The organism is Methylomagnum ishizawai (genome assembly GCF_900155475.1).
Classification (GTDB): Bacteria; Pseudomonadota; Gammaproteobacteria; order Methylococcales; family Methylococcaceae; genus Methylomagnum; species Methylomagnum ishizawai_A.
In genome coordinates this window covers 3,543,018-3,564,973 of the sequence record NZ_FXAM01000001.1, presented here as the reverse complement: position 1 = coordinate 3,564,973, position 21,956 = coordinate 3,543,018, and the positions used below count along the sequence as shown (strand labels likewise).

The 21,956-nt window shown below is 62.2% G+C and carries 22 protein-coding genes; 6 read left to right on the top strand and 16 right to left on the bottom strand.

What is annotated here, in order from left to right:
- Positions 1–46: 46 nt before the first annotated feature.
- The 11 genes from phoU to rlmKL form a co-directional block, all read right to left on the bottom strand.
- On the bottom strand, positions 47–829 hold the full coding sequence (gene phoU / locus B9N93_RS15970; protein WP_368655816.1) for a phosphate signaling complex protein PhoU: 783 nt from the start codon (positions 827–829) through the stop codon (positions 47–49).
- A 57-nt stretch (positions 830–886) separates the two neighbouring features.
- Positions 887–1,981 (bottom strand): 23S rRNA (cytidine(2498)-2'-O)-methyltransferase RlmM, encoded by a 1,095-nt coding sequence (gene rlmM, locus B9N93_RS15965; RefSeq protein WP_085215255.1) that lies wholly within the window; start codon positions 1,979–1,981, stop codon positions 887–889.
- Between the two features lie 84 nt (positions 1,982–2,065).
- On the bottom strand, positions 2,066–2,839 hold the full coding sequence (gene kdsB / locus B9N93_RS15960; RefSeq protein ID WP_085215254.1) for a 3-deoxy-manno-octulosonate cytidylyltransferase: 774 nt from the start codon (positions 2,837–2,839) through the stop codon (positions 2,066–2,068).
- Positions 2,839–3,057 (bottom strand): Trm112 family protein, encoded by a 219-nt coding sequence (locus B9N93_RS15955; protein ID WP_085215253.1) that lies wholly within the window; start codon positions 3,055–3,057, stop codon positions 2,839–2,841. Before B9N93_RS15955 ends, kdsB begins: the two co-directional genes overlap by 1 nt.
- The gene (lpxK, locus tag B9N93_RS15950) at positions 3,054–4,058 is read right to left on the bottom strand and encodes a tetraacyldisaccharide 4'-kinase (RefSeq protein WP_085215252.1); all 1,005 of its coding nucleotides are present in this window, start codon (positions 4,056–4,058) and stop codon (positions 3,054–3,056) included. Before lpxK ends, B9N93_RS15955 begins: the two co-directional genes overlap by 4 nt.
- Entirely contained in the window at positions 4,055–4,489 is a 435-nt protein-coding gene (locus tag B9N93_RS15945) for an ExbD/TolR family protein (RefSeq protein WP_085215251.1), read from the bottom strand. The genes lpxK and B9N93_RS15945 overlap by 4 nt, the downstream gene beginning before the upstream one ends.
- Before the next feature lie 9 nt (positions 4,490–4,498).
- Entirely contained in the window at positions 4,499–5,119 is a 621-nt protein-coding gene (locus B9N93_RS15940; protein WP_085215250.1) for a MotA/TolQ/ExbB proton channel family protein, read from the bottom strand.
- 92 nt (positions 5,120–5,211) lie between these two features.
- On the bottom strand, positions 5,212–7,119 hold the full coding sequence (locus tag B9N93_RS15935) for a DCC1-like thiol-disulfide oxidoreductase family protein (RefSeq protein WP_085216300.1): 1,908 nt from the start codon (positions 7,117–7,119) through the stop codon (positions 5,212–5,214).
- A gap of 107 nt (positions 7,120–7,226) precedes the next feature.
- Entirely contained in the window at positions 7,227–7,826 is a 600-nt protein-coding gene (locus B9N93_RS15930; RefSeq protein ID WP_085215249.1) for a nitroreductase family protein, read from the bottom strand.
- Positions 7,827–8,270: 444 nt separating this feature from the next.
- Complete coding sequence (locus B9N93_RS15925) at positions 8,271–8,552, bottom strand: acylphosphatase (protein WP_085215248.1); 282 nt, start codon at positions 8,550–8,552, stop codon at positions 8,271–8,273.
- A 130-nt stretch (positions 8,553–8,682) separates the two neighbouring features.
- On the bottom strand, positions 8,683–10,956 hold the full coding sequence (rlmKL, locus tag B9N93_RS15920) for a bifunctional 23S rRNA (guanine(2069)-N(7))-methyltransferase RlmK/23S rRNA (guanine(2445)-N(2))-methyltransferase RlmL (RefSeq protein WP_085215247.1): 2,274 nt from the start codon (positions 10,954–10,956) through the stop codon (positions 8,683–8,685).
- A gap of 231 nt (positions 10,957–11,187) precedes the next feature.
- Here rlmKL and B9N93_RS15915 point away from each other — a divergent pair, with 231 nt between their 5' ends.
- From B9N93_RS15915 to B9N93_RS15890, 6 genes are all read left to right on the top strand, one after another.
- The gene (locus B9N93_RS15915) at positions 11,188–11,694 is read left to right on the top strand and encodes a hypothetical protein (protein ID WP_085215246.1); all 507 of its coding nucleotides are present in this window, start codon (positions 11,188–11,190) and stop codon (positions 11,692–11,694) included.
- A 60-nt stretch (positions 11,695–11,754) separates the two neighbouring features.
- Positions 11,755–12,342 (top strand): hypothetical protein, encoded by a 588-nt coding sequence (locus B9N93_RS15910; protein WP_125469024.1) that lies wholly within the window; start codon positions 11,755–11,757, stop codon positions 12,340–12,342.
- A gap of 374 nt (positions 12,343–12,716) precedes the next feature.
- Complete coding sequence (locus B9N93_RS15905) at positions 12,717–13,256, top strand: hypothetical protein (RefSeq protein WP_085215244.1); 540 nt, start codon at positions 12,717–12,719, stop codon at positions 13,254–13,256.
- A gap of 350 nt (positions 13,257–13,606) precedes the next feature.
- Positions 13,607–14,659, top strand: coding sequence for an NAD-dependent epimerase/dehydratase family protein (locus B9N93_RS15900; protein WP_085215243.1), 1,053 nt, complete (start codon positions 13,607–13,609; stop codon positions 14,657–14,659).
- Positions 14,625–15,704 carry a sulfotransferase family protein gene (locus B9N93_RS15895; protein WP_085215242.1) on the top strand — a complete coding sequence of 360 codons (1,080 nt, stop codon included), beginning with the start codon at positions 14,625–14,627 and terminating at the stop codon, positions 15,702–15,704. Before B9N93_RS15900 ends, B9N93_RS15895 begins: the two co-directional genes overlap by 35 nt.
- Positions 15,701–17,044, top strand: coding sequence for a cytochrome P450 (locus tag B9N93_RS15890; protein WP_085215241.1), 1,344 nt, complete (start codon positions 15,701–15,703; stop codon positions 17,042–17,044). Before B9N93_RS15895 ends, B9N93_RS15890 begins: the two co-directional genes overlap by 4 nt.
- Before the next feature lie 4 nt (positions 17,045–17,048).
- Here B9N93_RS15890 and B9N93_RS15885 read toward each other — a convergent pair whose 3' ends face one another.
- From B9N93_RS15885 to B9N93_RS15865, 5 genes are all read right to left on the bottom strand, one after another.
- Positions 17,049–18,227: an oxygenase MpaB family protein gene (locus tag B9N93_RS15885; protein ID WP_085215240.1), complete on the bottom strand. Its 1,179-nt coding sequence runs from the start codon at positions 18,225–18,227 to the stop codon at positions 17,049–17,051.
- Between the two features lie 201 nt (positions 18,228–18,428).
- Complete coding sequence (locus tag B9N93_RS15880; protein WP_085215239.1) at positions 18,429–18,854, bottom strand: DUF1330 domain-containing protein; 426 nt, start codon at positions 18,852–18,854, stop codon at positions 18,429–18,431.
- Positions 18,855–19,029: 175 nt separating this feature from the next.
- The gene (locus B9N93_RS15875; RefSeq protein ID WP_085215238.1) at positions 19,030–19,455 is read right to left on the bottom strand and encodes a type II toxin-antitoxin system VapC family toxin; all 426 of its coding nucleotides are present in this window, start codon (positions 19,453–19,455) and stop codon (positions 19,030–19,032) included.
- Complete coding sequence (locus tag B9N93_RS15870; protein ID WP_085215237.1) at positions 19,452–19,685, bottom strand: type II toxin-antitoxin system Phd/YefM family antitoxin; 234 nt, start codon at positions 19,683–19,685, stop codon at positions 19,452–19,454. The genes B9N93_RS15875 and B9N93_RS15870 overlap by 4 nt, the downstream gene beginning before the upstream one ends.
- An 83-nt stretch (positions 19,686–19,768) precedes the next feature.
- Positions 19,769–21,937 (bottom strand): RelA/SpoT family protein, encoded by a 2,169-nt coding sequence (locus tag B9N93_RS15865; RefSeq protein ID WP_085215236.1) that lies wholly within the window; start codon positions 21,935–21,937, stop codon positions 19,769–19,771.
- Between the last annotated feature and the right edge of the window lie 19 nt (positions 21,938–21,956).

The window sequence follows — 21,956 nt, the reverse complement described above, 5'->3', positions numbered from 1 at the left end:
GGGCGGTGGCGGGCGGCTTTCCGGTCTGGCGCCCCGCGGGCGGGCGTCAATTGCGCCGGAGGTCCGCTTGCACCTGCTCGATGCTGATATGCCGGATGTTCTTGCCCTTGGCGTAGTAAATCACGTATTCGCAGATATTGCAGGAGCGGTCGCCGATTCGCTCCAGGGACCGCGCCGACCACATGATGTTCAAGGCCAGGGGGATGGAGCGCGGGTCTTCCATCATATAGGTGATCTGTTGGCGCATGATGCTTTCGTATTCGCAATCCACCTGCCGGTCTTCCTGCACCACGCGCAGGGCTTCGTCCACGTCGATGCGGGCAAAGGCGTCCAGGGCTTCGCGCAACAGGCCGCGCACATGCTGGGCCAGTTGTTGCAGGTCGGTGAATTGATTCTTCTTGGGATAATGGGCGGCGAGATCGATGGCGACGCGGGCCATGCGCTTGGCCTCGTCGCCGATGCGTTCGAGGTCGGTGATGGTCTTGATGACCGCCACCACCAACCTGAGGTCGCGGGCGGCGGGTTGGCGCAGGGCCAGGATATGGGTGCAATCCTCGTCGATGGCGACCTCCATCGAATTGACCCTGTAATCGTCGGCGATGACCCGTTCCGCCAATTCCACATCGCATTCGATCAAGGCGGTGATGGCCGATTCCACCTGCGCTTCCACCAAGCCACCCAAGGTCAAAACCCGGTTGCGGATATCCAACAACTCCTGGTCGTATTGCTTGGAAATATGGTGGTGGAGATTTTCGCTGTCGAATAGGCTGGTCATGATGGGTTCGGCACGATTATTGGCTGGATTTTCGACGAATAAGGCGGTTCGCATTCTATCAACTCGGCATGACGGTTGAAAGTTCGGGGTTTTGGGGGACGGTGCCGGGTTTCAACGGCGGTCCAGGGTGAGATACCCGGTGATTTCCGCCCGGTCATGGTAAAGCTGTTTGAACGCCAGCCGGTAATCGATACCCGCTTTGTCCAGCCGGGCCGCGATGATTTCCCGGCAGCGCCCGACTTCTTCGTAGCGTTTTTTCATGGGTAGTTTCAGGTTGAAGATGGCGTGGCGGCAATGGCCCTGCGCCAACCATTCGGCGATGAGGGCGGCGATGCGGGCGGGTTGTTCCACCATGTCGCAGACCAGCCAATCCACCGGCTTGGGCGGACGGTAGCGGAAACCATCGACCCTGAGATGTTCGACGATGCCGGTGTCGAACAGGGCCGGATCGAGCGGGCCGTTGTCGATGGCGGTGGTGCGGATATGCCGCCGGACCAGTTGCCAGGTCCAGCCGCCGGGGGCCGCGCCCAGGTCGACGGCGGTCATGGCGGGTTTCAGGTCTTGCTCGGGATCGGCCACGAACACCAGGAACGCCTCTTCCAGCTTGAGGGTGGAGCGGCTGGGGGCGGAGCGCGGCGCTTTCAGGCGCGGGATGCCCATGGGCCAGGGCGCGGCGTGGTGGGGATCGGCCACGCCGACATAGGCCGTGGCCGAGTCCAGGAAGAAAACGTGCAGGCGCAGGGTTTTGCTGCCGCCGAGCAGGGCTTCCCGTTCCAGGGCTTTGCGGAACGGTACGGCGAATTTGCGCACGAACACCGAGAGTTCCTTGGCTTCATTGGTGTCGGCGGTTTCCAGCCAGCAATCGGAAAAGCGCTGGGCCAGGCCGCGGACCTGTTCCAGCAGGGGTGTCACCCGGTCCTCGGGCGGAAGCTCGGTCAAGGGGCCGCTGGCGAAGATCAACTGGCGGGCGAAGATCAAATCGGCCCAGCGCAACCGCCGCGCCGCCGCCATCGTCTTGGGGTCGTTGGGCACGAACACCACATAGCCGCTATCGGGCTTGGCCTTGACATAGCCGCTGACGCCCAAGGCCAGGGCGCGGTCGATGATTTCCGCCGCGCATTCTTTCTCGAAGCCACCCCGGCAGTAGAGCAGCAGGCAGTCGGGGGAGGATTTCGGGGCGGGATGGGGGGCGATGGATGGATTCATCGGGCAGAGGGTAGGGGTGGAGTTGGGTGGCGTCAATAGCGGTGCCGGTTTATATCCGCGCTGTTTTGCGGGTTCCCAAGCTCCCTAACCCGCCGGGTTCCGCCCCGTCAACACCGCCTCGACCCGTCGCCAATCGGCTTCGGTGTCTATCCCCGCCTCCGGGGCTTCGTCCACCGGCAACACCCGGATGCGCTCGCCCCGCCACAGTATCCGCAATTGCTCCAAGGCTTCCACCGTTTCCAAACGGGAGGCGGGCCAGTTCACATAGTCCCGCAGGAAACCCGCCGAATAGGCATAGATGCCGATATGCCGGAGCCAGGGGAAATCCTCCGGCAAGCCGGGCGCGGCCTGCCCGAACGACGCCCGGTACCAGGGAATCGGCGCCCGGCTGAAATACAGCGCATAACCCTGGGCGTCCGTCACCACCTTCACCGCATTGGGATCGAACACCTCGGCCACATCACCGATGGGCGCGGCCAGGGTGGCGACCCGCGCTGCCGTCTGCCCGGCCAGGGCCGCCGCCAGCTCGCGGATCAACGCGGGCCGCATCAAAGGCTCGTCGCCTTGCAGGTTGACCACAATGGTGTCGTCCGGCCAGCCCAGGATATCGGCCACCTCGGCGATGCGTTCGGTACCGCTGGCGTGGTCCGGGCGGGTCAGGAGCGCCTGGACCGGCAAATCCGCCACGGCCTCGCGGATGCGCTCGTCGTCGGTGGCGAGGAACACCTCGTCCCCGGCTTCCAGCGCCCGTTCGCACACATGGGCGATCATCGGCTTGCCCGCCACCGGCAACAAGGGCTTACCGGGCAAACGGGTCGAGCCATAGCGGGCCGGGATGACGATCTTGCAGCCGATCATTATTCCGCCGCCACCGGGGCCGGACGCTGGGGCGCGAGGGCGTCGTATTCCTCCAGGCTGATGCGGCGGGCTTCGACTTCCAGCATCACCGGGATATCGTCACGGATCGGATAGGCCAGCCGGTCGGCTTTGCAGATCAATTCCTTCTCTTCCTTTTTGTAGACCAGCGGGCCTTTGCAGACCGGGCAGACCAGGATTTCAAGCAGTTTCTGATTCATCGGGTTTTAGCCTTCAACAGGGTTAATAAATCTTGGCCGAACGCCGTCGGCAAACAGGCTGCGACCGGCACCGACCAATGCCGGGCCTCGGCGTGTGGGCGGCATTTCACCGCGTCCTTCTCGGTCATCAGGAGGTCGGCACCCGCCGCGAACCCCCAATCTTCCGGGCGGTAGGCGTGATGATCGGGGAAGGCACGGGACTCGAAGCTTAATCCGGCGGCGCGTAAGTGGGCGAAAAACCGTTCCGGGTGGCCGATACCCGCCAGCGCGTACAGCGGTTGCCCGGCGAAATCGGCCAGGGGGCGGCGCAGGGTAGCATCCCGGAGGTTCACGGCTTCCGCGCCGACCAAGGCCATGGCATAGCCCGTGGGCGTTTGTTCCGCGCCGGAATACACCACCAGATCGGCCTCGGCCAAGCGCTCGGGCGGTTCCCTCAGCGGTCCCGCCGGGAGGCAATGCCCGTTGCCGAAGCGCCGGGCGTGATCGACCACGGCGATTTCCACATCGCGGACCAGGGCGTAATGCTGCAAGCCATCGTCGGCGATGAGGATATCGCAATCATGCCGCGCCAGCAGCGCCCGGCCCGCTTCCGCCCGTTGGGGGAAGACATAGACCGGACAGCCGGTGCGCTGGGCGATTAAAACCGGCTCGTCGCCCGCCAAGGCCGGATCGGTGGCGGCGTCCACGGCCAAGGGTTGCGTTTGCGCCTTGCCGCCATAACCCCGGCTGACGATGCCGGGCCGGAAGCCTTGTTCTTTCAGGAAACCGGCCAGCCAGATCGTCAAGGGCGTCTTGCCGGTGCCGCCCACGGTGAGGTTGCCGACCACGATCACCGGGACCGGCAGGCGCTCGGAAGGCTTGTGTCCTTCGCGATAGGCCCGGCGGCGCAAGGCCACCGCTTGCCGGAACAGCGCTTCCAAGGGCAACAGCAGCGGATGCGGCCCGGACGCTCCGTACCACTGGGTTTGCAGCCAACGGCCCAGGTCGGCGGCGGGACTCATGGCTTACCGCCCGCGGTCCCGCCAGGTTCGTGCATGGCGTTGAAGGTGACATGGCGGTAGCCCAGTTGGCTGGCGACATCCAGCACGGTCATCACCGCTTGGTGGGTGGCGTCCTTGTCGGCGTCGATGATGATGAGCGGGTCTTTGCGTTCGCCGACCGCGAGGCGCAGGGCTTTCTTCACGGTCTCGGGCTGGTTGTTCACGGTCTGGCGATGTTCGATGACATAGCGGCCCTCGGCATCGACCACCACCTCGATGCCGGGGTCTTCCGAAGGGTCGGTGCCGGTGGCTTCCGGCAGGTGGATTTTGAGTTCGGCTTCCCGGCTGAAGGTGGTGGTCAGCACCAGGAAAATCAGCAGCACGATCAGCACGTCGATCATGGGGATGAGGTTCAACTCCGGGGTTTCCCGTCGCCGTGGCCGGAAATTCATGGGGATGCCTCAGTGGTCGTCTTCGCGGGCGGCGTGGATGGCGTCGATCAAGCGCTGGGTTTCTTCTTCCATGCGCACGGCGTAATCGGTCACCCGGCCCTGGAAAAAACGGTGGAAGATCAAACTGGGGATCGCCACCGCCAGTCCTGCCGCCGTGGCGACCAGGATTTCCGAAATCCCCCCGGCCAAACGGGCCGGATTGCCGATGCCGCCCGCCACCGAGAAGGTGGAAAACACCTTGATCATCCCCAACACGCTGCCCAAGAGGCCCAGATAGGGCGAGACCGAGGCGATGGTGCCGAGGGCGTTGAGATAGCGTTCCAGTTCGTGGACCACCTGCCGCCCGGTCTGCTCGGCGCTTTCCATCATCGCGGCGCGGCCCTGGCCGTGGCTGGCCAGCGCCGCCGCCAGCACCGCGCCCAAGGGCGAACCCATGCGCAGGGCGCGGAGTTGCATGGTGTCGAACTGGTGCTTGCGGTAAAGCCCCCAGACATGGTTCACCAGGTGCGGCGGAACGATCCGCTGGGGGCGTAAGGTCCACAAACGTTCCACGACGATGGCCAGGGCCAGCACGGAACAGGCGATGATGGGCCACATCATCCAGCCGCCCGAAGTGATGATCTCGAACACGGTCCTCTCCCCGTCAAACAAAGCCGCTAATACTAACAGGAGCTTGGGCTACCCGCCCGTGATTCAAGTCACGGGTGGGGAGGCCGTCTTCATCACAGGGCTTCGATATCCAAGCCGGGAATATCCACCCGCATCGTCTTGCCCCGCCATTGCACCACGCCGATATCCCGCCAGGGCGCGGCCATATTCTTGTGGCGTAAATCGTCCTCCCAAGCCATGGGTACCTGGACTTCCTTCAGCTTGATGACGAAATCGGCGTCCTTGAGATCGATGCCCAATTCCATGGCCCAATAAGCCGTGATTTTGCGCAGGAATTTCTCCAGGCGGTCGCGGCCCATATGCGAAGTGACCGCCACATTCGCCCACATCGATTGCACCCGGCCCCAATGCGGCGCCAGCAAGCGGCCTTCCTGGTTGACGAAGGGCAACCAGGTTTCCCGGCCCGATGCATCCCGGTAACTCAGCGCCAGGATATGGTTATAGCCCGCGAAATGGTCGTGCATATATAAGGCGTGCGGGGTAATGCCCAAAAAGGCGTGGGAATAATTGATGATGGAATCGCTCAGATGATCCAATATCGCGAGGGCCGGATCGGCGGGCCGCTGCGCCCAGCGATATAACAGGCCGTAATGGATAGTGCTATTCAATTGCAGCACCAGGACCAAAACCAGGAATTTGGCGATGCGCTGGGCCGTTTGGCGCTCGGTCGCGGCATAACGGGCATACCCACGGGAAAAAGGCCGCTCGTCCTCGAACGGAGGCGCGGTAATCACCGTGCAAGCCCCGTCGCAAACCCAGCGCTCGCGGTTATCGGCGATCTTGCGATAGAGCTGTCCGGCCAAACCGTAACAGCCCGGCAAACCCATGAGCCAAGCCAAGGGCAGGGTATAACCCATGGCCTGGAGGATATTGATATAAGTATCCAATCCGGCGAACAAGCGCCCTTGGCCATCCAGGGCATAAAGGTCGGTCAACAGCTTATCATCGGGAATGGCATCCAAGGCTGTATATTGCCGGGCATGGCTTTGTAAGCCTTTGAAGTCGATAGCCCCGCGCACATCGAAATGTCGCACCACGATCACCGTGCGATTGCACAAGGGGCAATCCTGATCGTAGAACACGGTCAGGATCGGCTGCGCCAAGCGGAGTTTATCGTGTATCTCCCGCCACCAACGGAACGGCACCATCAATAGATAATGCACCAGCATGGCGAAACCGAAGGGATAGATATTCAGCGACAGGATGATCCCGGCATGGAAGGTCGCCCCTGCCAGCATCAAGGGTACCCGGAACCGCCGCTGCCAAAACAGCGGTAGGAACAGGAATTGAAACAAGATGATGGCATAGCCGATAAGCTGCTCGAAACCCTTGAGATTCAGCAGCTGACTCATGTCGATGGCGGACATGTAATAAGGCATGGTGGGCGGCAACCACGCGCCCATGCCATTACGCCAAAATTCCGAGGAGAGCTTATGTAGCCCGGAATCGAAATATAAAAGGCCCAAGGAAATCCCCAACGGCAGATAATAGGCCAAGACCGTGACCTGGGTGGGGGGCTGATAAGGCGAGCCTGGGACGGAATAGCGCAGTTTATGGCGCAGATTATCCAGCGATAAGGCCCGCTCGGATGGCAGGAAGATCAGCAGGAAACTGGTGCTGGTCATCAATTGGTCGAAACCGCCGTCGAAATCCTGCCACATCGGCGTGAAACAGACGAACAAGACCCAGAATAGATAATTGAACACGGCGGCTTTACGGGTATGGTAGCCCAGCACCAAACACCCGGCGACTGCCAGCCAAACCAGCAGGAAGAAATGCAGCATTGGCGAAGCCCGGTCGAGATAGGGCACCGGGTCGAAAATCAAATGACGGAAGTAATAGAGGAACAGGATTTCCTGCAAGATCACCAAGCTGAAGGCGATGCGGAAAACCCCGAGTCCGGTGGCGGGCACGGGTTTTTGCAGCCCTTGGGCGACGAGATTCAAAATGGTTTTGTACATGTCGGGGAGCGGATGTGCGGATTCATGCGCCAACACGGGACCGGAGGGCGGATCGATCCGCCCCCACGGCTGCGCTGGCTGCGGGGAAGTGCCGTGGAACCGGGGCTTCAGGCGTAGGGCCGGTCCCAATCGCCGACGAAGAAGCTTTCGCCCAGGGGACGGCGGCTGCGGGCGGCGTATTCGCGGGCTTTGAGGTCTTCGGGGATTTGGCTTTCGGGCAATTGGTAGCCGACGGTCAACATCGCCATGCAGTCGTAACGTTCGGGGATGGCGAATTCGGCGCGGATTTTGGCGGGATCGTAGCCGCCCATCTGATGCACCATCAGGCCCAGCGCGGTGGCCTCGACCGACAGGCTCATGCTGGCGGCCCCGGTGTCGTACTGGCCCCAGCGGCTGGGACGGCCATCGGTGAACTGGCGGTCGGCGCAGGCCAGCATCAGCAAAGGCGCATGGGCGGCCCAGCCGCGGTTGCCTTCCACCAAACAGTCGAAGGCCCGCCGCCAGCGCTCGGGATCGCCCAGCCGGTCCCAGATCAGATAGCGCCAGGGCTGGTCCCCGAAACAGGAGGGCGACCAACGGGCGGCTTCTAACAAGGCGGCGAGTTTTTCCGGCTCGACCGGACGGGTGGGATCGTAGGCCCGGCCACTCCAGCGGCGGGCCAGGGGATCGGCGATGGGGGTTTGGGTCAGGGCGGGTTTGTCGAACATGGCGCTGTCCTGGAAGAAGCGGCGCGGCCGCGGGCGGGCTGAATTGTACCGCCACTCCAGGGGGGATGGGCGAACCGGCAATCCCGACCGCCGGGGGTAGAACCAACAAAATCCGCCCAAGCCGGAACGACCGGCTTGGGCGGCATGGGCTTCAGAGACCGGGCGACACCCCGGCCAAGCGATCAACGACTTCGAACGACCGACGGTTACGAGGCGGGCGATTCCTTTCGCCACGGCGGGGGAAACCGGATTGTCGGGATTCCATCGGTTCATGTCCTGAACCAGTCTTCATCCCTGCCGCCCCTCCTTGGGCCGCCCGGAATCCTTTTCCTCCGCCGTTATGGTCCCCATCCCTTGGATAACGCCTCTGGGTGGCAAGTTAACCATGCCGGTCCTTGCGGATATATCCGCATCGGTACCTATATCGGATGGGCGGCGGACGGCTCAATGGCTGCGCCGCACCTCGAAACCCACGCAATCGCCCAGCGGCTTTTCCTCGACCACCCGGCATTCGTCCACCCGCGCCAGGGGCGGGCCGGACCGGCACCAGGCCAGGAATTGGGCGATGCGTTCGGGCGGACCCTCGACCAGGAGTTCGACCCCGCCACTGGCGAGGTTACGCGCCCAGCCCGCCAACCCCAATTCCATCGCCTGGGTTTTCGCCGTTCCCCGGAAATACACGCCCTGCACCCGGCCACTTACCCATACATGCACGCGCTGTCGCATCGATCCCGGCCCTGTAATTGGTTTTCAAGTTTCCGATAATGAACGCCCATGGTTTTGGGCCGTGCCTGCTGGGTGTATCGCTACAGGCTGTACGAGATTACACCACAAAACGTTGCATCCGGTAGCCGGGTCAGCGGGTGATCGCCCAACAGCGATGGATCCGCGCATCCCGCTCGAAATCCTTGGGGAGGGTTTTGCGGCTGATGTCCTCGATCCGCAGATCGGCCAGCGCCTCCGTCTCCAGCTTGAACCTGCGGTGGTTGGTGGAGAACAGCAGCTTGCCGCCCGCTGCCAACAGCGCCACGCATTGGCGGATCAAGCCGACATGGTCGCGCTGCACGTCGAGGGTGTCGCGCATCCGCTTGGAACTGGAAAAGGTCGGCGGGTCCAGGAAAATCAGGTCGTAGCGCCAGTTGCCGCGCACCGCCTCGGCCAGCCATTCCAGGCAATCGGCCTGGATCAACTCGTGTCGATGGCCGCGCATCCCATTGAGTTCCAGGTTGCGTCCGGCCCAATCCAGATAGGTGCGCGACAGGTCGACCGTGGTGGTGGCGCTGGCCCCGCCGCGGATGGCGTGGACCGTGGCCGTGCCGGTGTAGGCGAACAGGTTGAGGAAGCTTTTCCCCTGGGCTTCCCGCTGGATCATGAGTCGCACCGGGCGGTGGTCGAGGAACAGCCCGGTATCCAGGTAATCCTCGAAATTCACCCAGAACTTACAGCCGCCTTCCTCCACCACGAAGAACCGGCCCGATTCGGCTTGTTTCTCATATTGGGCCGTGCCTTTTTGGCGGCGGCGGGTTTTGAGGAAGATTTGGGCGGGCGGTAGCTCCAGCACCGCTTGGATCGCGGCCAGGGCTTCGAGGAAGCGGGTTTCGGCCTTGGCGGGATCGATGGTGGCGGGGGCTTCGTATTCCTGGACCTGGGCCCACAGTTGTTGTTCGCCCCTTCCCTGGGGCTCACCCTCCGGGCCGCGCTCCGCACGTCCAAGTCCGCTCCCGGCGGACTTGTCGCCTTGGTAGAGATCGACCGCCACCGCGTATTCCGGCAAATCGGCGTCGTACAGCCGGTAACAGGTGATGCCCTCCTGCTTGGCCCAGCGCCCCAGGTTTTTCAAATTCTTGCGCAGGCGGTTGGCGACCATGGCCGCGCCGCCGCTGTTGGCGTCGATGGCGCGGGCTTGGCGGAACAAGGCGCTGTGCTGGCGTTGGGCCTCGCTCGGGGCACCGCCTTCGCGCGGGGTGAAGAAGCGTTCCGGCGCGATCTCGAAGTTGAACAGCTTGCATTCGATGGCCCCGTTATAGAGGGCGTAGAACCGGCGGGCGCGGATGCCGACTTTGAACGCCAGTTCCGGGTTGCCGGTGAACACGGCGGCCTGCCAGCCCTGGAAATGTTCGCGCAGGGTCGCGCCCAGTCCGGTGTAGAGCGGGACCAAGGTTTCTTCTTCGCCCAGGCGCTCGCCATAGGGCGGATTGGCCACCACCAGTCCGTGGGCCAGGCGCGGGCGGGCTTCGGCCAGGGCTTTGCGCTCGATATGGACCAGGCCGCGCAAACCGGCGCGTTCGACATTGGCGAGGGCGGTGTGTACGGCTTCGCGGTCGATGTCGTAGCCGACGATGGCGGGCAGGTTTTTGAGGCCGGCCTGGGCTTGGGCCTGGGCTTCGTCGCGCAGGGTTTGCCAGAGGCCGGCCCGGTGTCCGCGCCAGCCTAGGAAGCCGAACCAGGACCGGCGCAAACCGGGCGCGACTTTCGCCGCCATCAACGCGGCCTCGATGGGCAGGGTGCCGGAACCGCACATGGGGTCGATGAACTGCCCGCCCGCGGCGGCGATCCGGGGCCAACCGGCGCGGAGCAGGATCGCCGCCGCGAGGTTTTCCTTGAGCGGGGCTTTGCCGCCGTCGAGCCGGTAGCCGCGTTTGTGCAGGCTGTCGCCGGACAGGTCGATGCTGGCGGTGGCGAGGTCGCGTTCGAGGTAGAGGTTGATGCGGATTTCGGGTTCGGCGAGGTCCACCGAGGGCCGGGTGCCCGAGCGGGCGCGGAAATAATCGACGATGGCGTCCTTGACCCGCTGCGCCCCGAACAGGGTGTGGGTAATCTGCGAGCGGTTGGCAGCGAAATCGACGGCGAAGCTGGCTTCGGCGTCCATGTGGTCGGCCCATTCGATGCGGGCGGCCCCGGCGTAGAGGGCGTCGGGGCTGTCCGCCGGGAATTGGGCGATGGGCAGCAAGACCCGGTTGGCGAGGCGGGTCCACAGGCAGACGCGGTAGGCGGTTTCGAGGTCGCCGCCGAAGGCGACACCGGCCTTGGCTTCGGTGACATCGGCGATGCCTAGATCGCGGAGTTCCTGGGCCAGGAGCAGTTCCAGTCCCAGGGGGGCGGTGGCGAAGAAGCGGTGGGTTGGGTTCATGGGGTCGGGTGTGGCGATGGGCTATGGAAAAAAGGGGGGACGCACCATAGCATGTGGGGGGACGGGAGGATAGCGGGAGGAATGTCGCGGTTGGGTGAAGGGTACTGCTGTGGGTGATTCTGGAATGAGCGATGCGCTTGATGAGTGAGACGGATTAGCGTAGTGTCTCAGGCGTTATTCGGAAATGGTTATAGGGTATAAAGTTTTTAAAATCCTCACTTGAGGAACCGTATGAAACCTTTAAAGCTTGCAATTTTATCGATCATCCTGTTGTTATCGCAGCCGGTTTTTGCCGAAGAAGATGATGATGTGAGTTCTCAAGATTACGTAAAAATTTTTTACCTTCCCAGTCGAGGAGCGTTTATTTTTAATGGAGAACCAACGGTTGAAATGAAGGTGGAGACACCTAGTTTTTTCGAAAACGAAGAGATAATAAAACATTATCTTCATGCGAAGCTTATATTAAGTCTCCCCGAAATTCAGCGTTGGGTTGCTGGAAGGGGTGATAATATCGGAATAGGAAACTCCGAAGGATTTCATGATGAGAAAACTGAAATAGCAGTGCGAGTCAAAGGACAAACGATAAGTTTGTCATACTCTGGAAAATCGAGCATCCCGGAGTTTGCGCGATATGACAGGGAATGGCTGGCTTTCTACAGGGAATTATTGGGTGGCATGGTTGGTAAGATTCCGGTCAACCCGATGGAGATCGAAACCATGATGGGCGGGACGGAATAAGCTGCGCCATCCCATGCCAAAAATCATAGAATGAACCGCACATCGACCCGGAACCAAAACATGACGACCCTCACCCCATATACGAAATATATATCCTTCGCGATTATCGCCCTGTTGGGTACGGTCCTATCGGGCTGCGGTACTTTACCCATGGCCCAACCCGAAGGGATCAACCTCACCCGCTCCAGTTTCGGACCCTTGAATCCACAACACTTACCAGCGGGTCTTTCCCTATGCAACGCCAATATAGGGGGAGGTATCGACTCGGTCTTGACATCGGCTTTGGGTTCTATCATCGATCCATTAAGAAACACCAGCGGACGACCGGACGCCAACCTATCGGCGGAAGCCTTAACCCCATACTTCAGTTTCGTGACGACCAGCGCCGGGCCGGCGGTCCGCGTACTTCAATATAACGAGGGATCCATAGATTTCTGGTTCCAAGGTGATGCCGCCCGGGAAGCCTCCAAATCCGAGAGCGCCGCGGCAGATTATTGCCACCGCAGAAAACAACCCAAAATAGCCCGTTATATCGGGTTTTCCTATCAATGCGGACAAACATCGACCTTGCCGGTCCAGGTCGGCTCGTCGCGGGTGCAGGTCGTCGATGAACAAATCATCGTCGCCTATGATTGCGTATCCCCTTAGGATTTGGCTGAAATTAACTTCCCTTTTTTCACGCAAAGGCGCAAAGGCACGAAGGTTTTTTTGCTTGTTTTTTCCTTTGCGTCCCTTGCGCCTTGGCGTGAGGAGGCTTCGATGGCCGACTTTGGAAAACCGGGAAGTTATTCGCGGCCATATCCTTAGTGTGGGGATACACCGTGCCATTCCATAGTCACGCCGGGGTTTTTTCTTCCCAAAAAGCGGGTACCATGGATGCGCCCGGAGGTACCGCGTGCGGGCGGTGTGGCTTTGAGGGAAGCCAAGGATACTCAACGAGAGGCGGCTTCACGGATGAACATGAACCGCCCGCGCTTGCGGAACCGGGGTTCCAAAAACCATCACTGCCTAGGAGAACGAAAATGAAAAAAGTCCTACCGCTCGCTCTGGGTTTATTGGGCGTCCTCGCCATCGACCAAGCCGCCGCCACCGCCGGTTGTCCGGTGCCGTTGGATCGCTCGGAAGCGGGTCTGGCCATGGCCCCGGTGACGCTGAATCTAGGTATGAAAGGCATCAACCCCAGACGGGTCGGTTACGGTAGCTATTTGGTCAACGCCGTGAGCGGTTGCAACGATTGCCATACGAATCCGCCCTACGCCAGCGGCGGCGATCCCTTCCAGGGCCAACCCGAACAGATCAATACCACGGGCTATTTGGCCGGGGGGACCGCCTTCGGTCCCTTCGTGTCGCGGAATCTGACCCCTTGCGGTAAGAATGGCCACCCGGAATGGACCTTCGAGCAATTCAAGGACATCATGCGGAACGGTACGGATATGCACGATCCCACCGGCCCGAAGCTGCAAGTGATGCCCTGGCCGGTCTATAGCAAGATGGCCGATTGCGACCTGCTGGCGATTTATCAATACCTCAAGGCCATACCCCCCATTTGCCCGGCAGAATAAGGGCGACCGGCTGGCCGTGAATTCCGATGGCCGGAGCCAGCAAAAGGCCGGTGCCCGGTGGGCGTCAGCCTTTTTTCATGGCGGGTTTGCAAGATGGTTTAGGATGCGGTGGCATCGGTCTCGGTGGGGATGCGGATGGCTTTCGGCACGGGTGTTCGTATGCGAAACACCGGACCAGCGCCAAGGACGGCTTGTCAGATGGGAACGGTGCGGCCCATCATGTCGCGGTCCACTTAACCGGCTGTTTGTGGGGGATGCGCTACGCTTATCCGCGACTAGCGGATCACGCCCGCCCCTCCACGGCGGTCCGGGTGATCCGCGTAGCTTTATAACGTAGAGCGGCCTAGGCAATGTTCACCATCGATAAAACCAAGCCTGTGCTGGTCACGGGCGCGAGCGGCTATGTGGCCTCCTGGATCGTGAAGCAACTTCTGGATCAAGGATATACCGTCAGGGGAACGGTCAGGAGCCTGGAGGCCAAGGACCGCTATCGACACCTGGAACGCGCCGCCGCCGCCGGGCCTGGTTCGTTCCAGCCGGTGGCCGCCGATCTGTTGGTGAAAGGCGCTTTCGACGCGGCGGCCCAAGGCTGCGAAGTGGTCATCCATACCGCCTCGCCATTCCTGGGCGTCGGGGTGGAAGACCCGCAGCGCCAACTCATCGAACCGGCGCTCGCAGGCACCCTCAACGTCCTCGACGCCGTGCAAAAAGCCGGTTCGGTGAAGAAGGTGGTCCTGACCTCCAGCATCGCGGCCATCTGCGGCGATAACGCCGACCTCCAGCGGATACCGCAGGGTATATTCACCGAGGCGGATTGGAACGAAAGTAGTTCGGCCCGTCACCAGCCCTACCCCTATTCCAAGACGCTCGCCGAACGCGCCGCCTGGACGGTGGCCCAGGGCCAAGACCGCTGGCGCTTGGTGACGATCAATCCTGGGTTTGTCATGGGGCCTTCCCTCAGCCCGAGGGTCGATTCCACCAGCATCGCCACCTTGCGCGATTTCCTGCGCGGCCGGTTCGCCTGGGGCGTGCCCGCGCTGGCGTTCGGCGCGGTCGATGTGCGCGATGTCGCGGCGGCGCATTTGGCCGCGGCGTTCCGCGCCGATGCCGAGGGCAGGCATATCGTGGTGAGCGAGGGTGGTTCGTTGCTCGGGATCGCCCAGGCCATAGAACAGCGGTTTCCGGGACGCTACAAATTGCCGCGACGGACCCTCCCCAAAGCCTTGGCCTATGTGGCCGGTCCCGGCTTCGGCCTGAGTTGGCGTTTCATCGCCAGGAACATCGGCCTGCCGGTGGCGTTCGACAATACCAAAAGCCAAACCCGGCTGGGTCTCCGCTATCTCCCTTTTGCCCAAACTATCCAAGACCATGTCGAACAATTACTCGCCGACGGACTCGTTTAAACCCTTATTCATCGTCAGCACCGGACGCTGCGGTTCGACCCTGTTGTCGAATATGGTCAGGCTGCATCCCGATCTGTTGAGCATTTCGGAATTTTTCACCTCCCTGTCCAGCAACGCCTTTCCCGGCGGGCGGTTGACGGGCGAGGCGGTGTTCCAGCGCCTGAATACCCTGCCGCCCGGCGGGCGGGCCTTGTTGAAGAACGGCCTGACCGTCGATGAATTCCTGTATCCGCCGCAAGGAGGCCGTTACCTACCCGAAAACCTGCCGCCCATCCTCTGCGCCACGCTGCCGCATCTGACCGGGGACCACGACGTGCTCTGGGACGAACTCGCCCCGGCATTGCGGGCGCGGGGCGTGGACACGCTGGCCGGGCATTACCGCTTCGTGTTCGATGGGCTGGCCCGCCGCTTCGGGAAAAAGGCATGGCTGGAGCGCTCCGGGGCGTCCTTGTTGTTCGTGCCCGTCCTGGCCCGGATGTTTCCCGAGGCGCGGTTCATCCATATTTACCGGGATGGCCGGGATACCGCCCTGTCCATGTACCGCCATCACTTTTTCCGCCTGCGGGTGCAAGCCGCGCTGCGCTTGAAGGCGTTCGGGATCGATCCTTTCCACCCGTTCAATGTGCCCGGCACCAGCCCTTGGATGCCCCTGTTCGAGCGGCTGCTGTTCTGGCGCTTCGATGCCGAAAAATACCGGCGGACCGAGATACCGCTCGCGGCGTTCGGGTGGTTCTGGAGCGGCATGATCGGGCGCGGCCTCGGGTATTTGCACGCCTTGCCGCAGGACCGGGTGTTGTCCATGGGTTATGAAACCCTGGTGGCCGACCCGCGCGAGGAATTGACCCGGTTCATCCGGTTCGTGGGGCCGGAATACGAAAACCCGGCTTGGTTGGAGGCGGCGTGCGCCCTGCCGCGCTCCCGGCCGCCCGCTTGGCAAGGGCTGGCCCTGGACGAGCAAGCCCGGCTGGCCGATGCCTGTGCGCCGGGACAACGACTTTTGGGCTACGGCCTTCAACCCCAGCGATCCCAGGTGACAGCAGCATGACCCTCCCACTCCCTCCCGGTCCCAAAGGCCGCGCCATCCGCCATTTCTGGGAGCGGCTACACAATAACGCCGATTTCTTCGCCCGCCTCCAGGCCGAATATGGCGGCATCGTTTATCTCAGCATGCCCTTTCGGAAGCTCTGCGTGATCTTCGACCACGACCTCATCCGGGAAGCCTTGGTCGAAAAACGCGCCTCGTTCGAACAAGGGCCGGGGTATAAGCGGGCCACGTTCCTGGGCGGCCCCACCGTGCTGACCGCGGATGGCGACGAGCATAAGCGGCGGCGCAAGCTGGTCCAGCCGTCTTTCCACAAGCAGGCGCTCCAAGCTTATGCCGAGGCCATGATCGAGGAGACGGGCCGACTGCAACGGGGCTGGCGCGACGGCCAGACCATCGACCTCGCCCAAACCACCACCGCGACCGCCCTGAATATCGCGGCCCGCACCTTCTTCGGCGCGGATTCCGGGATCGATCCCGGCTTGGTCGCGGAAGCGCTCAAAGGTATTTTTTGGGATTTCAAGCTCAGCCAATTGCCGTTCAACCGTTACCTGGCCCGCTTGCCTTTGCCGCAGAACCGGCAGGCCCAAGCCGCCCTCCATGCGCTGGACCGCGAGATCGATGCCATCATCGACCAAGCCTTGGACGGGAGCCAGGAGCGTAGCGACCTGATTTCCCATTTGGTCCGGGCCAAGGACGAAGGCGGCGTGGATCGCTCCTTGAACCGCGCCGAGGTGCGCGACGAGGCCTATATCATTTTGATGGCGGGCCACGAAACCACCGCCAATGCCATGGCCTGGATGTTCTACTGCCTCGACCAGCACCCGGCGGTACGCGAGCGCTTGGAGCGCGAAATCGACGAGGTGCTGGGTGGGCGGCGTCCGAACTTGGCCGATTACGACCGGCTGGTGTATGCGCGCGCGGTATTCGATGAAACGGTGCGCCTATTCCCACCGGTCTACTACGTCGGACGCCAAGCCGTCGAGGACTGCACCCTCGGCGATTACCGGATTCCCAAGGGAACGGCGCTCCAGCCGTGTTTGATGGCCCCCCTCCGCGATGAACGCTTCTTTGCGGAGGCCGGTGGTTTCAAGCCGGAGCGTTGGTTGGAGGGGAACGACCATCCCAGGCTGGCCTTGTCGGCCTTCGGGCTGGGCGTCCATAAATGCGTGGGCGAAGCCTTCGCCAGGATGGAAGCCGTGTTCATGCTGGCGGCCATCGTCCCGCGCTGGCGGCTGAGCGCGGTGTCCAGCCAGCCTCCCGTGGCGGATTCCCTGGTGGTCTATCAATTTCCGCGGAGATTCCAGATGAGCGTGCGGGCGCGGGCGGCGGTCGCGCCCTAGCCGCTCAGGCCGGCGGGCCGGAAGGGGTGTGTTCCGCCAAGGGCACGCTGTCGTAATCGCTCATATCCAGCCAAAACTCCATCCCCATGAAGTTGCGGACGGCGGCGGGCACCAAAAAGGGCAACCACTCCGACCCGTGTACGCAGGCCATGAAGGCATGGCCCAGCCACCGGTGCCGGGCCGGGGGAAAGCCCAGTTGGTCGGCCAAACCGTCGCCGAGCAGATGGCGGGACATGGCATAGACCAGATTGATCTCCCATTGGGCCAAGCGCGGATCATCGATTTTCAGGAAGGCCGGTCCCGCCTCCATCATCGATTGGCACAGCCGCCTGGAGTCCTCGTCGGGATCGAATTCCAGGGAAAAGCCGATATCGAGCAGGCGTTGCGCCTCATACTCCGAGGTGTAGACCATCTCGGGGTGGATACCGAACAAATAGCCGACATAGCGCCAAGTCAATAAGATGCTCTCGACTTCTTGCGCGGTGAAGCGGACCCCCATCCGCTGCATCCCCTTCAGCACGTAGAACGAAAAGAACACGGTATTCATCGCCATATGCGCCTGATTGATCGGCAAGCCATAGACCGCGCAATCCCACTGCCCGGATTGCAGCAACTGCCGCCGGGCGCGGGCATGCATCATCCGCATCAACACCGCCCATTTAAAGCCGTCCGCATCGCGCCGCAAGCCTTGGGGATAGAACGTTTCGACCACGAAACGCGCCGTGCGGGCGAAACGCAATGGGGTCGCATTGAGCAATTCGGCGGTGAACGCCAAGGGTTTGTTGCCGTTGGCCAGATAGGAATGCGGCAAGGCATAGGCCGCGAACGACAGCGCGACCAAGAAGCCGTTGCGGCAAATCTTGGCGCTGGCATGGCGCATGCGGTCCCAGTCCACCCATAACGGCACACGGTCCAGTTCCGCGAACAACGCCCGCAGTTCGTCGGGCGCGTCCTTGACCGCCCCGATACCTTCTTCAAGCGCCAGGTTCAGCATTTTCATGCCGCCGCCGGGCGGGAGCGTATCGAAGCAAAGGGTCAAGGCATCGGCCAGCGGGTCGCCGATATGCAGGCATTCCAGATAGCGGTCAACGGCTTCGCCATGCCGTGCCTTCGCCGCCGCGATGCGCTCGGGAGAGAGTGGAGGGAATGGTGAGGTTCCGGGAGTAAAAGGTTCGACTTTCATCGTTCTTTTTCTGAAGGTTGCGCGATTGGTTGAAGAATATAGAAGCGTTTGGCTAAACACATGTGGGCGGTGGAGAAACGCCCATATGCGCCAAACCCATCCCGCGAACTTGAGATAGAGCGGGTTCCGCCGCCCGACCGGGATTCCACATCCGGTGGGATACGCGGGTGCGCTATTCCGCCCGGCCTCTGTTCACCACGGCTATGGAATGTGGCGCTCCACCACCGGCAATAACCTGGAATCGAGGACCGCGGCGGTTCTATGGCCTATTCCAGCCATATATCCAGGATTGGAGGCGAAAGCGAAGAAGCTTTCCACGGAGCTTTGCCTAACCAGCATGACGATATCCCATTGCTCTTCGCTGGGGCCGATAAGGAATTTTCCCCCGTCCCCAAGCAATAACAGTTCACCGCCACTTGCTTTGAGGAAGGGCATGGCGTGGTCTATGTATTTCTGGAATGCCTCCCTGCCGGATATTTGGGTTTTGGGAGCCAGTTCCGGGCTGTTGGCGTAATCCGCGATTTCTTTGAGGCGGATCAGGTTCAGCATCATCACTGTGCCTGAAATATTCCGCCTAAATAGGGCGGCTCCCGATTCTTGGGTGGGTTCTGTGAAGTATTTTTCCATGGGTTTTTTGTTGGTGCGTTGGGGGGTAGGTATTGAGCAATGCTTTTACCCATCCACAGGCCAAATTAACCATGCTCCTTCCGCCGCGCCCCCAAAACATTATGTATCTCCCCGATCCGGTCCAGCGCCTGGCTCAATTGGGCCAGGTCGGCGACTTCCGCCGTGATCAGCATCATCAAACCAAGGGGAACAGTGGGATTCCGTAATGACGGGCTGCGCTGGCTTGGCGTATGTCCAAGGTGCCAAGGCTGGCATCGAGTCGGCGGGCGACCGCCAGATGGAGCGCGTCCCCGGCACGCAAGGCCAAGACGGGCAGGTCGAGCAACCGGGCGGCTTGGCGGAAATCCGAGGGTTCCACTTCGGCCAATACCAGCGAATCCGAGGCGAAGCGCTGGAAGGCGGCCAGGGCCGCCGCCCGTTCCGCCGGGCCGATGTGCCCCGTTCGTTCCTTGATCGCGCCTACGCTGGCCATTTCCGTGAGCGCCCAGGCCGATATGCCCAGCTCGCCGGGTTGGGTCGATTGCAAGCGGTTCAAAATGGCGGGCGCGGTCGGCTCCCGGAAAAAGAGCGCCCCGAGCGCCGAGGTGTCGAGATAGATCACAGCAGGTTGTTCTCGCGCATCTCCGCCACGGTCGGGCTGGCGTGGCAGGGTCCGGCCTGGACGAAGTCGCGCAAAGCCCCGAGATCGAAAGGGGCGGAGCGGGCCGGTTCCGCGACCAGCCGCGCCACGGGTTGCCCTTGGCGCAGGATCAGCACGGGTTCGCCGGCCTCGGCTTCCGCCAGCAAGGCGGAAAAATCGACGGGGGATTCGGTGATGTTCGCGGTTTTCATGGAGTATTCCTTCCGGTGTCAAAAAGGCAGGTGGGCATTGTGGCGCGGCGGTTCGATGCGTGGGTATCGGTGTGGCCCGCCCCTCACCCATGCTCCTTCCGCCGCGCCCCCAAAACATTATGTATCTCCCCGATCCGGTCCAGCGCCTGGCTCAATTGGGCCAGGTCGGCGACTTCCGCCGTGATCAGCATCACCACATCCCCCTTGTCGGGATCGGTCAGCGTGTTGCTGCGGAGGATGTTGATATGCTCGGCGGATAGCACATGGGCGATATCCTTCAATAAGCCCTTCCGGTCCAGCGCCCGCACTTCCAATTCCACCGGGAAGGTTTCCTGCTCCTCGCCCCAGGCCACTTCGATCAGGCGGCTGTGCTTTTCCTCGCGCAATTGCAACACGTTCACGCAATCCCGCCGGTGGATGGCGATGCCCCGCCCGATGGTGATATAGCCCACGATGGGATCGCCCGGCACCGGGGCGCAGCAGCGGGCCATGTGCGTCAACAGGTTGCGAATCCCCTGGATCGTCACTTCTTCCTTGGCGTGGCCCTGCGGCACCGGCTTCTTCACCACCGGCACCTTGGAACGCGGCGGCTGCCAATCGGCGGGTTTCAGCACGCCCGCCAACTGCGCCGCCGAAATATCGGCCCGGCCCACCGCCAACAACACATCGTTGCCGTGCGGCAGATGGAAATGCCGCGCCAGTTCTTCCAAATCCACCTCCTTCACGCCCATTTTCTGGCGCTCGCGGTCGAGGATAGTTTTACCAGCCTTGAGGTGTTTTTCGTGGTCCTGTTGGCGGAACCACGCCCTGATCTTGCCGCGGGCATGGGCGGTCTTGACATAGCCCAGGTGGCCGTCGAGCCAACCCAGGCTCGGCCCGCCGGCCTTGGTGGTCAGCACCTCGACCTTGTCGCCGGATTTCAAGGCGTGGGTGAGTTGCACCATGCGCCCGTTCACCTTCGCGCCCCGGCAATGGTGGCCGACCTCGGTGTGGATGGCATAGGCGAAATCCACCGGCGTCGCGCCCTTGCGTAGCCGGATTACCTGGCCCTTGGGCGTCAGCACGAAGATTTGGTCCTCGAACAATTCCGCCCGGAAGCTTTCCAGGATGGTCTCGTCCTCCTTGTTTTCCAGGAGGCGGCGCAGGGCGTTGATGCTGCGGTCGAGGGCGGCGTCTTGCCGGCCACCTTCCTTGTAGCGCCAATGCGCGGCCACCCCGTATTCGGCGAAGGCGTGCATCTCCTCGGTGCGGATTTGGATTTCGACCGGCCTGCCTTCCGGTCCCACCACCACGGTGTGCAGGGATTGGTAGCCGTTGTCCTTGGGGTTGGCGATGTAATCGTCGAATTCCCTGGGGATGTGCAGCCAACGGCTATGCACCAAACCCAGCACGGCGTAGCAGGACGGCACGTCCTCAACGATGGCCCTGACCGCGTGCAGGTCGTAGAGCTCGTCCAGCGGCACATCCTTGCGGGTCATTTTGCGGTGGATGCTGTAGATATGTTTGGGGCGGCCGAACACCCGGACCTTGATGCCCTGGGCCTCGAACTCCTCACGCAGATCGGCCATGAAGCGGTGGATGAAACCTTCGCGCTCGGCGCGGTTGGCGGCCAGGGATTTGGCGAGGCGCTTGTATTCCTCGGGTTCCAGGTAACGGAACGACAGGTCTTCCAGTTCCCATTTGAGCTGGCCGACGCCGAGCCGGTTGGCCAGCGGGGCGAAGATATCCAGGGTTTCCAGGGCGATTTTGCGGCGCTGGTGCTCGTCCTGGTCCTGGTCCTTGAGCAGGCGCAGGCGTTGCAGGCGGTAGGCCAGTTTCACCACCACGCCGCGCACGTCGTTGACCACCGCCAGCAACATGCGCCGCAGTAATTCGGCCTGGTCGGGCTGTTTGGGTTCGTCGGGGCGGTATTCGTCGAAGGTGTTGAGCCAGTTCACCTTGCGCACCAGTTCGGCGATGGCCGGGCCGAAACGGTGTTCGATCTCGTGCTCGTCCAGGGTATCGCGCAGGTAGGGGTCGCTGAGCAGGGCGATCTGGAGGGTCGGGGCATCGACCTTGAGGTTGTGCAGGGTGTGGGCGACATCGATGCCGCGGGGGCGGACCAGGGTGTCGTTGTCCCGCGCCTTGACGGCGAGTTCGAGGGCTTCGGCGATCTTGCCGCGCTCTTCGTCCTTGTAGCCCGCCGACAGCCGGGCCAGCAGTTCGTCGTTGGGGCGGGAGGAAATATCGGCGTGGTAATGGGAATGCTTCATGGGAAATCCGTATCGGTCC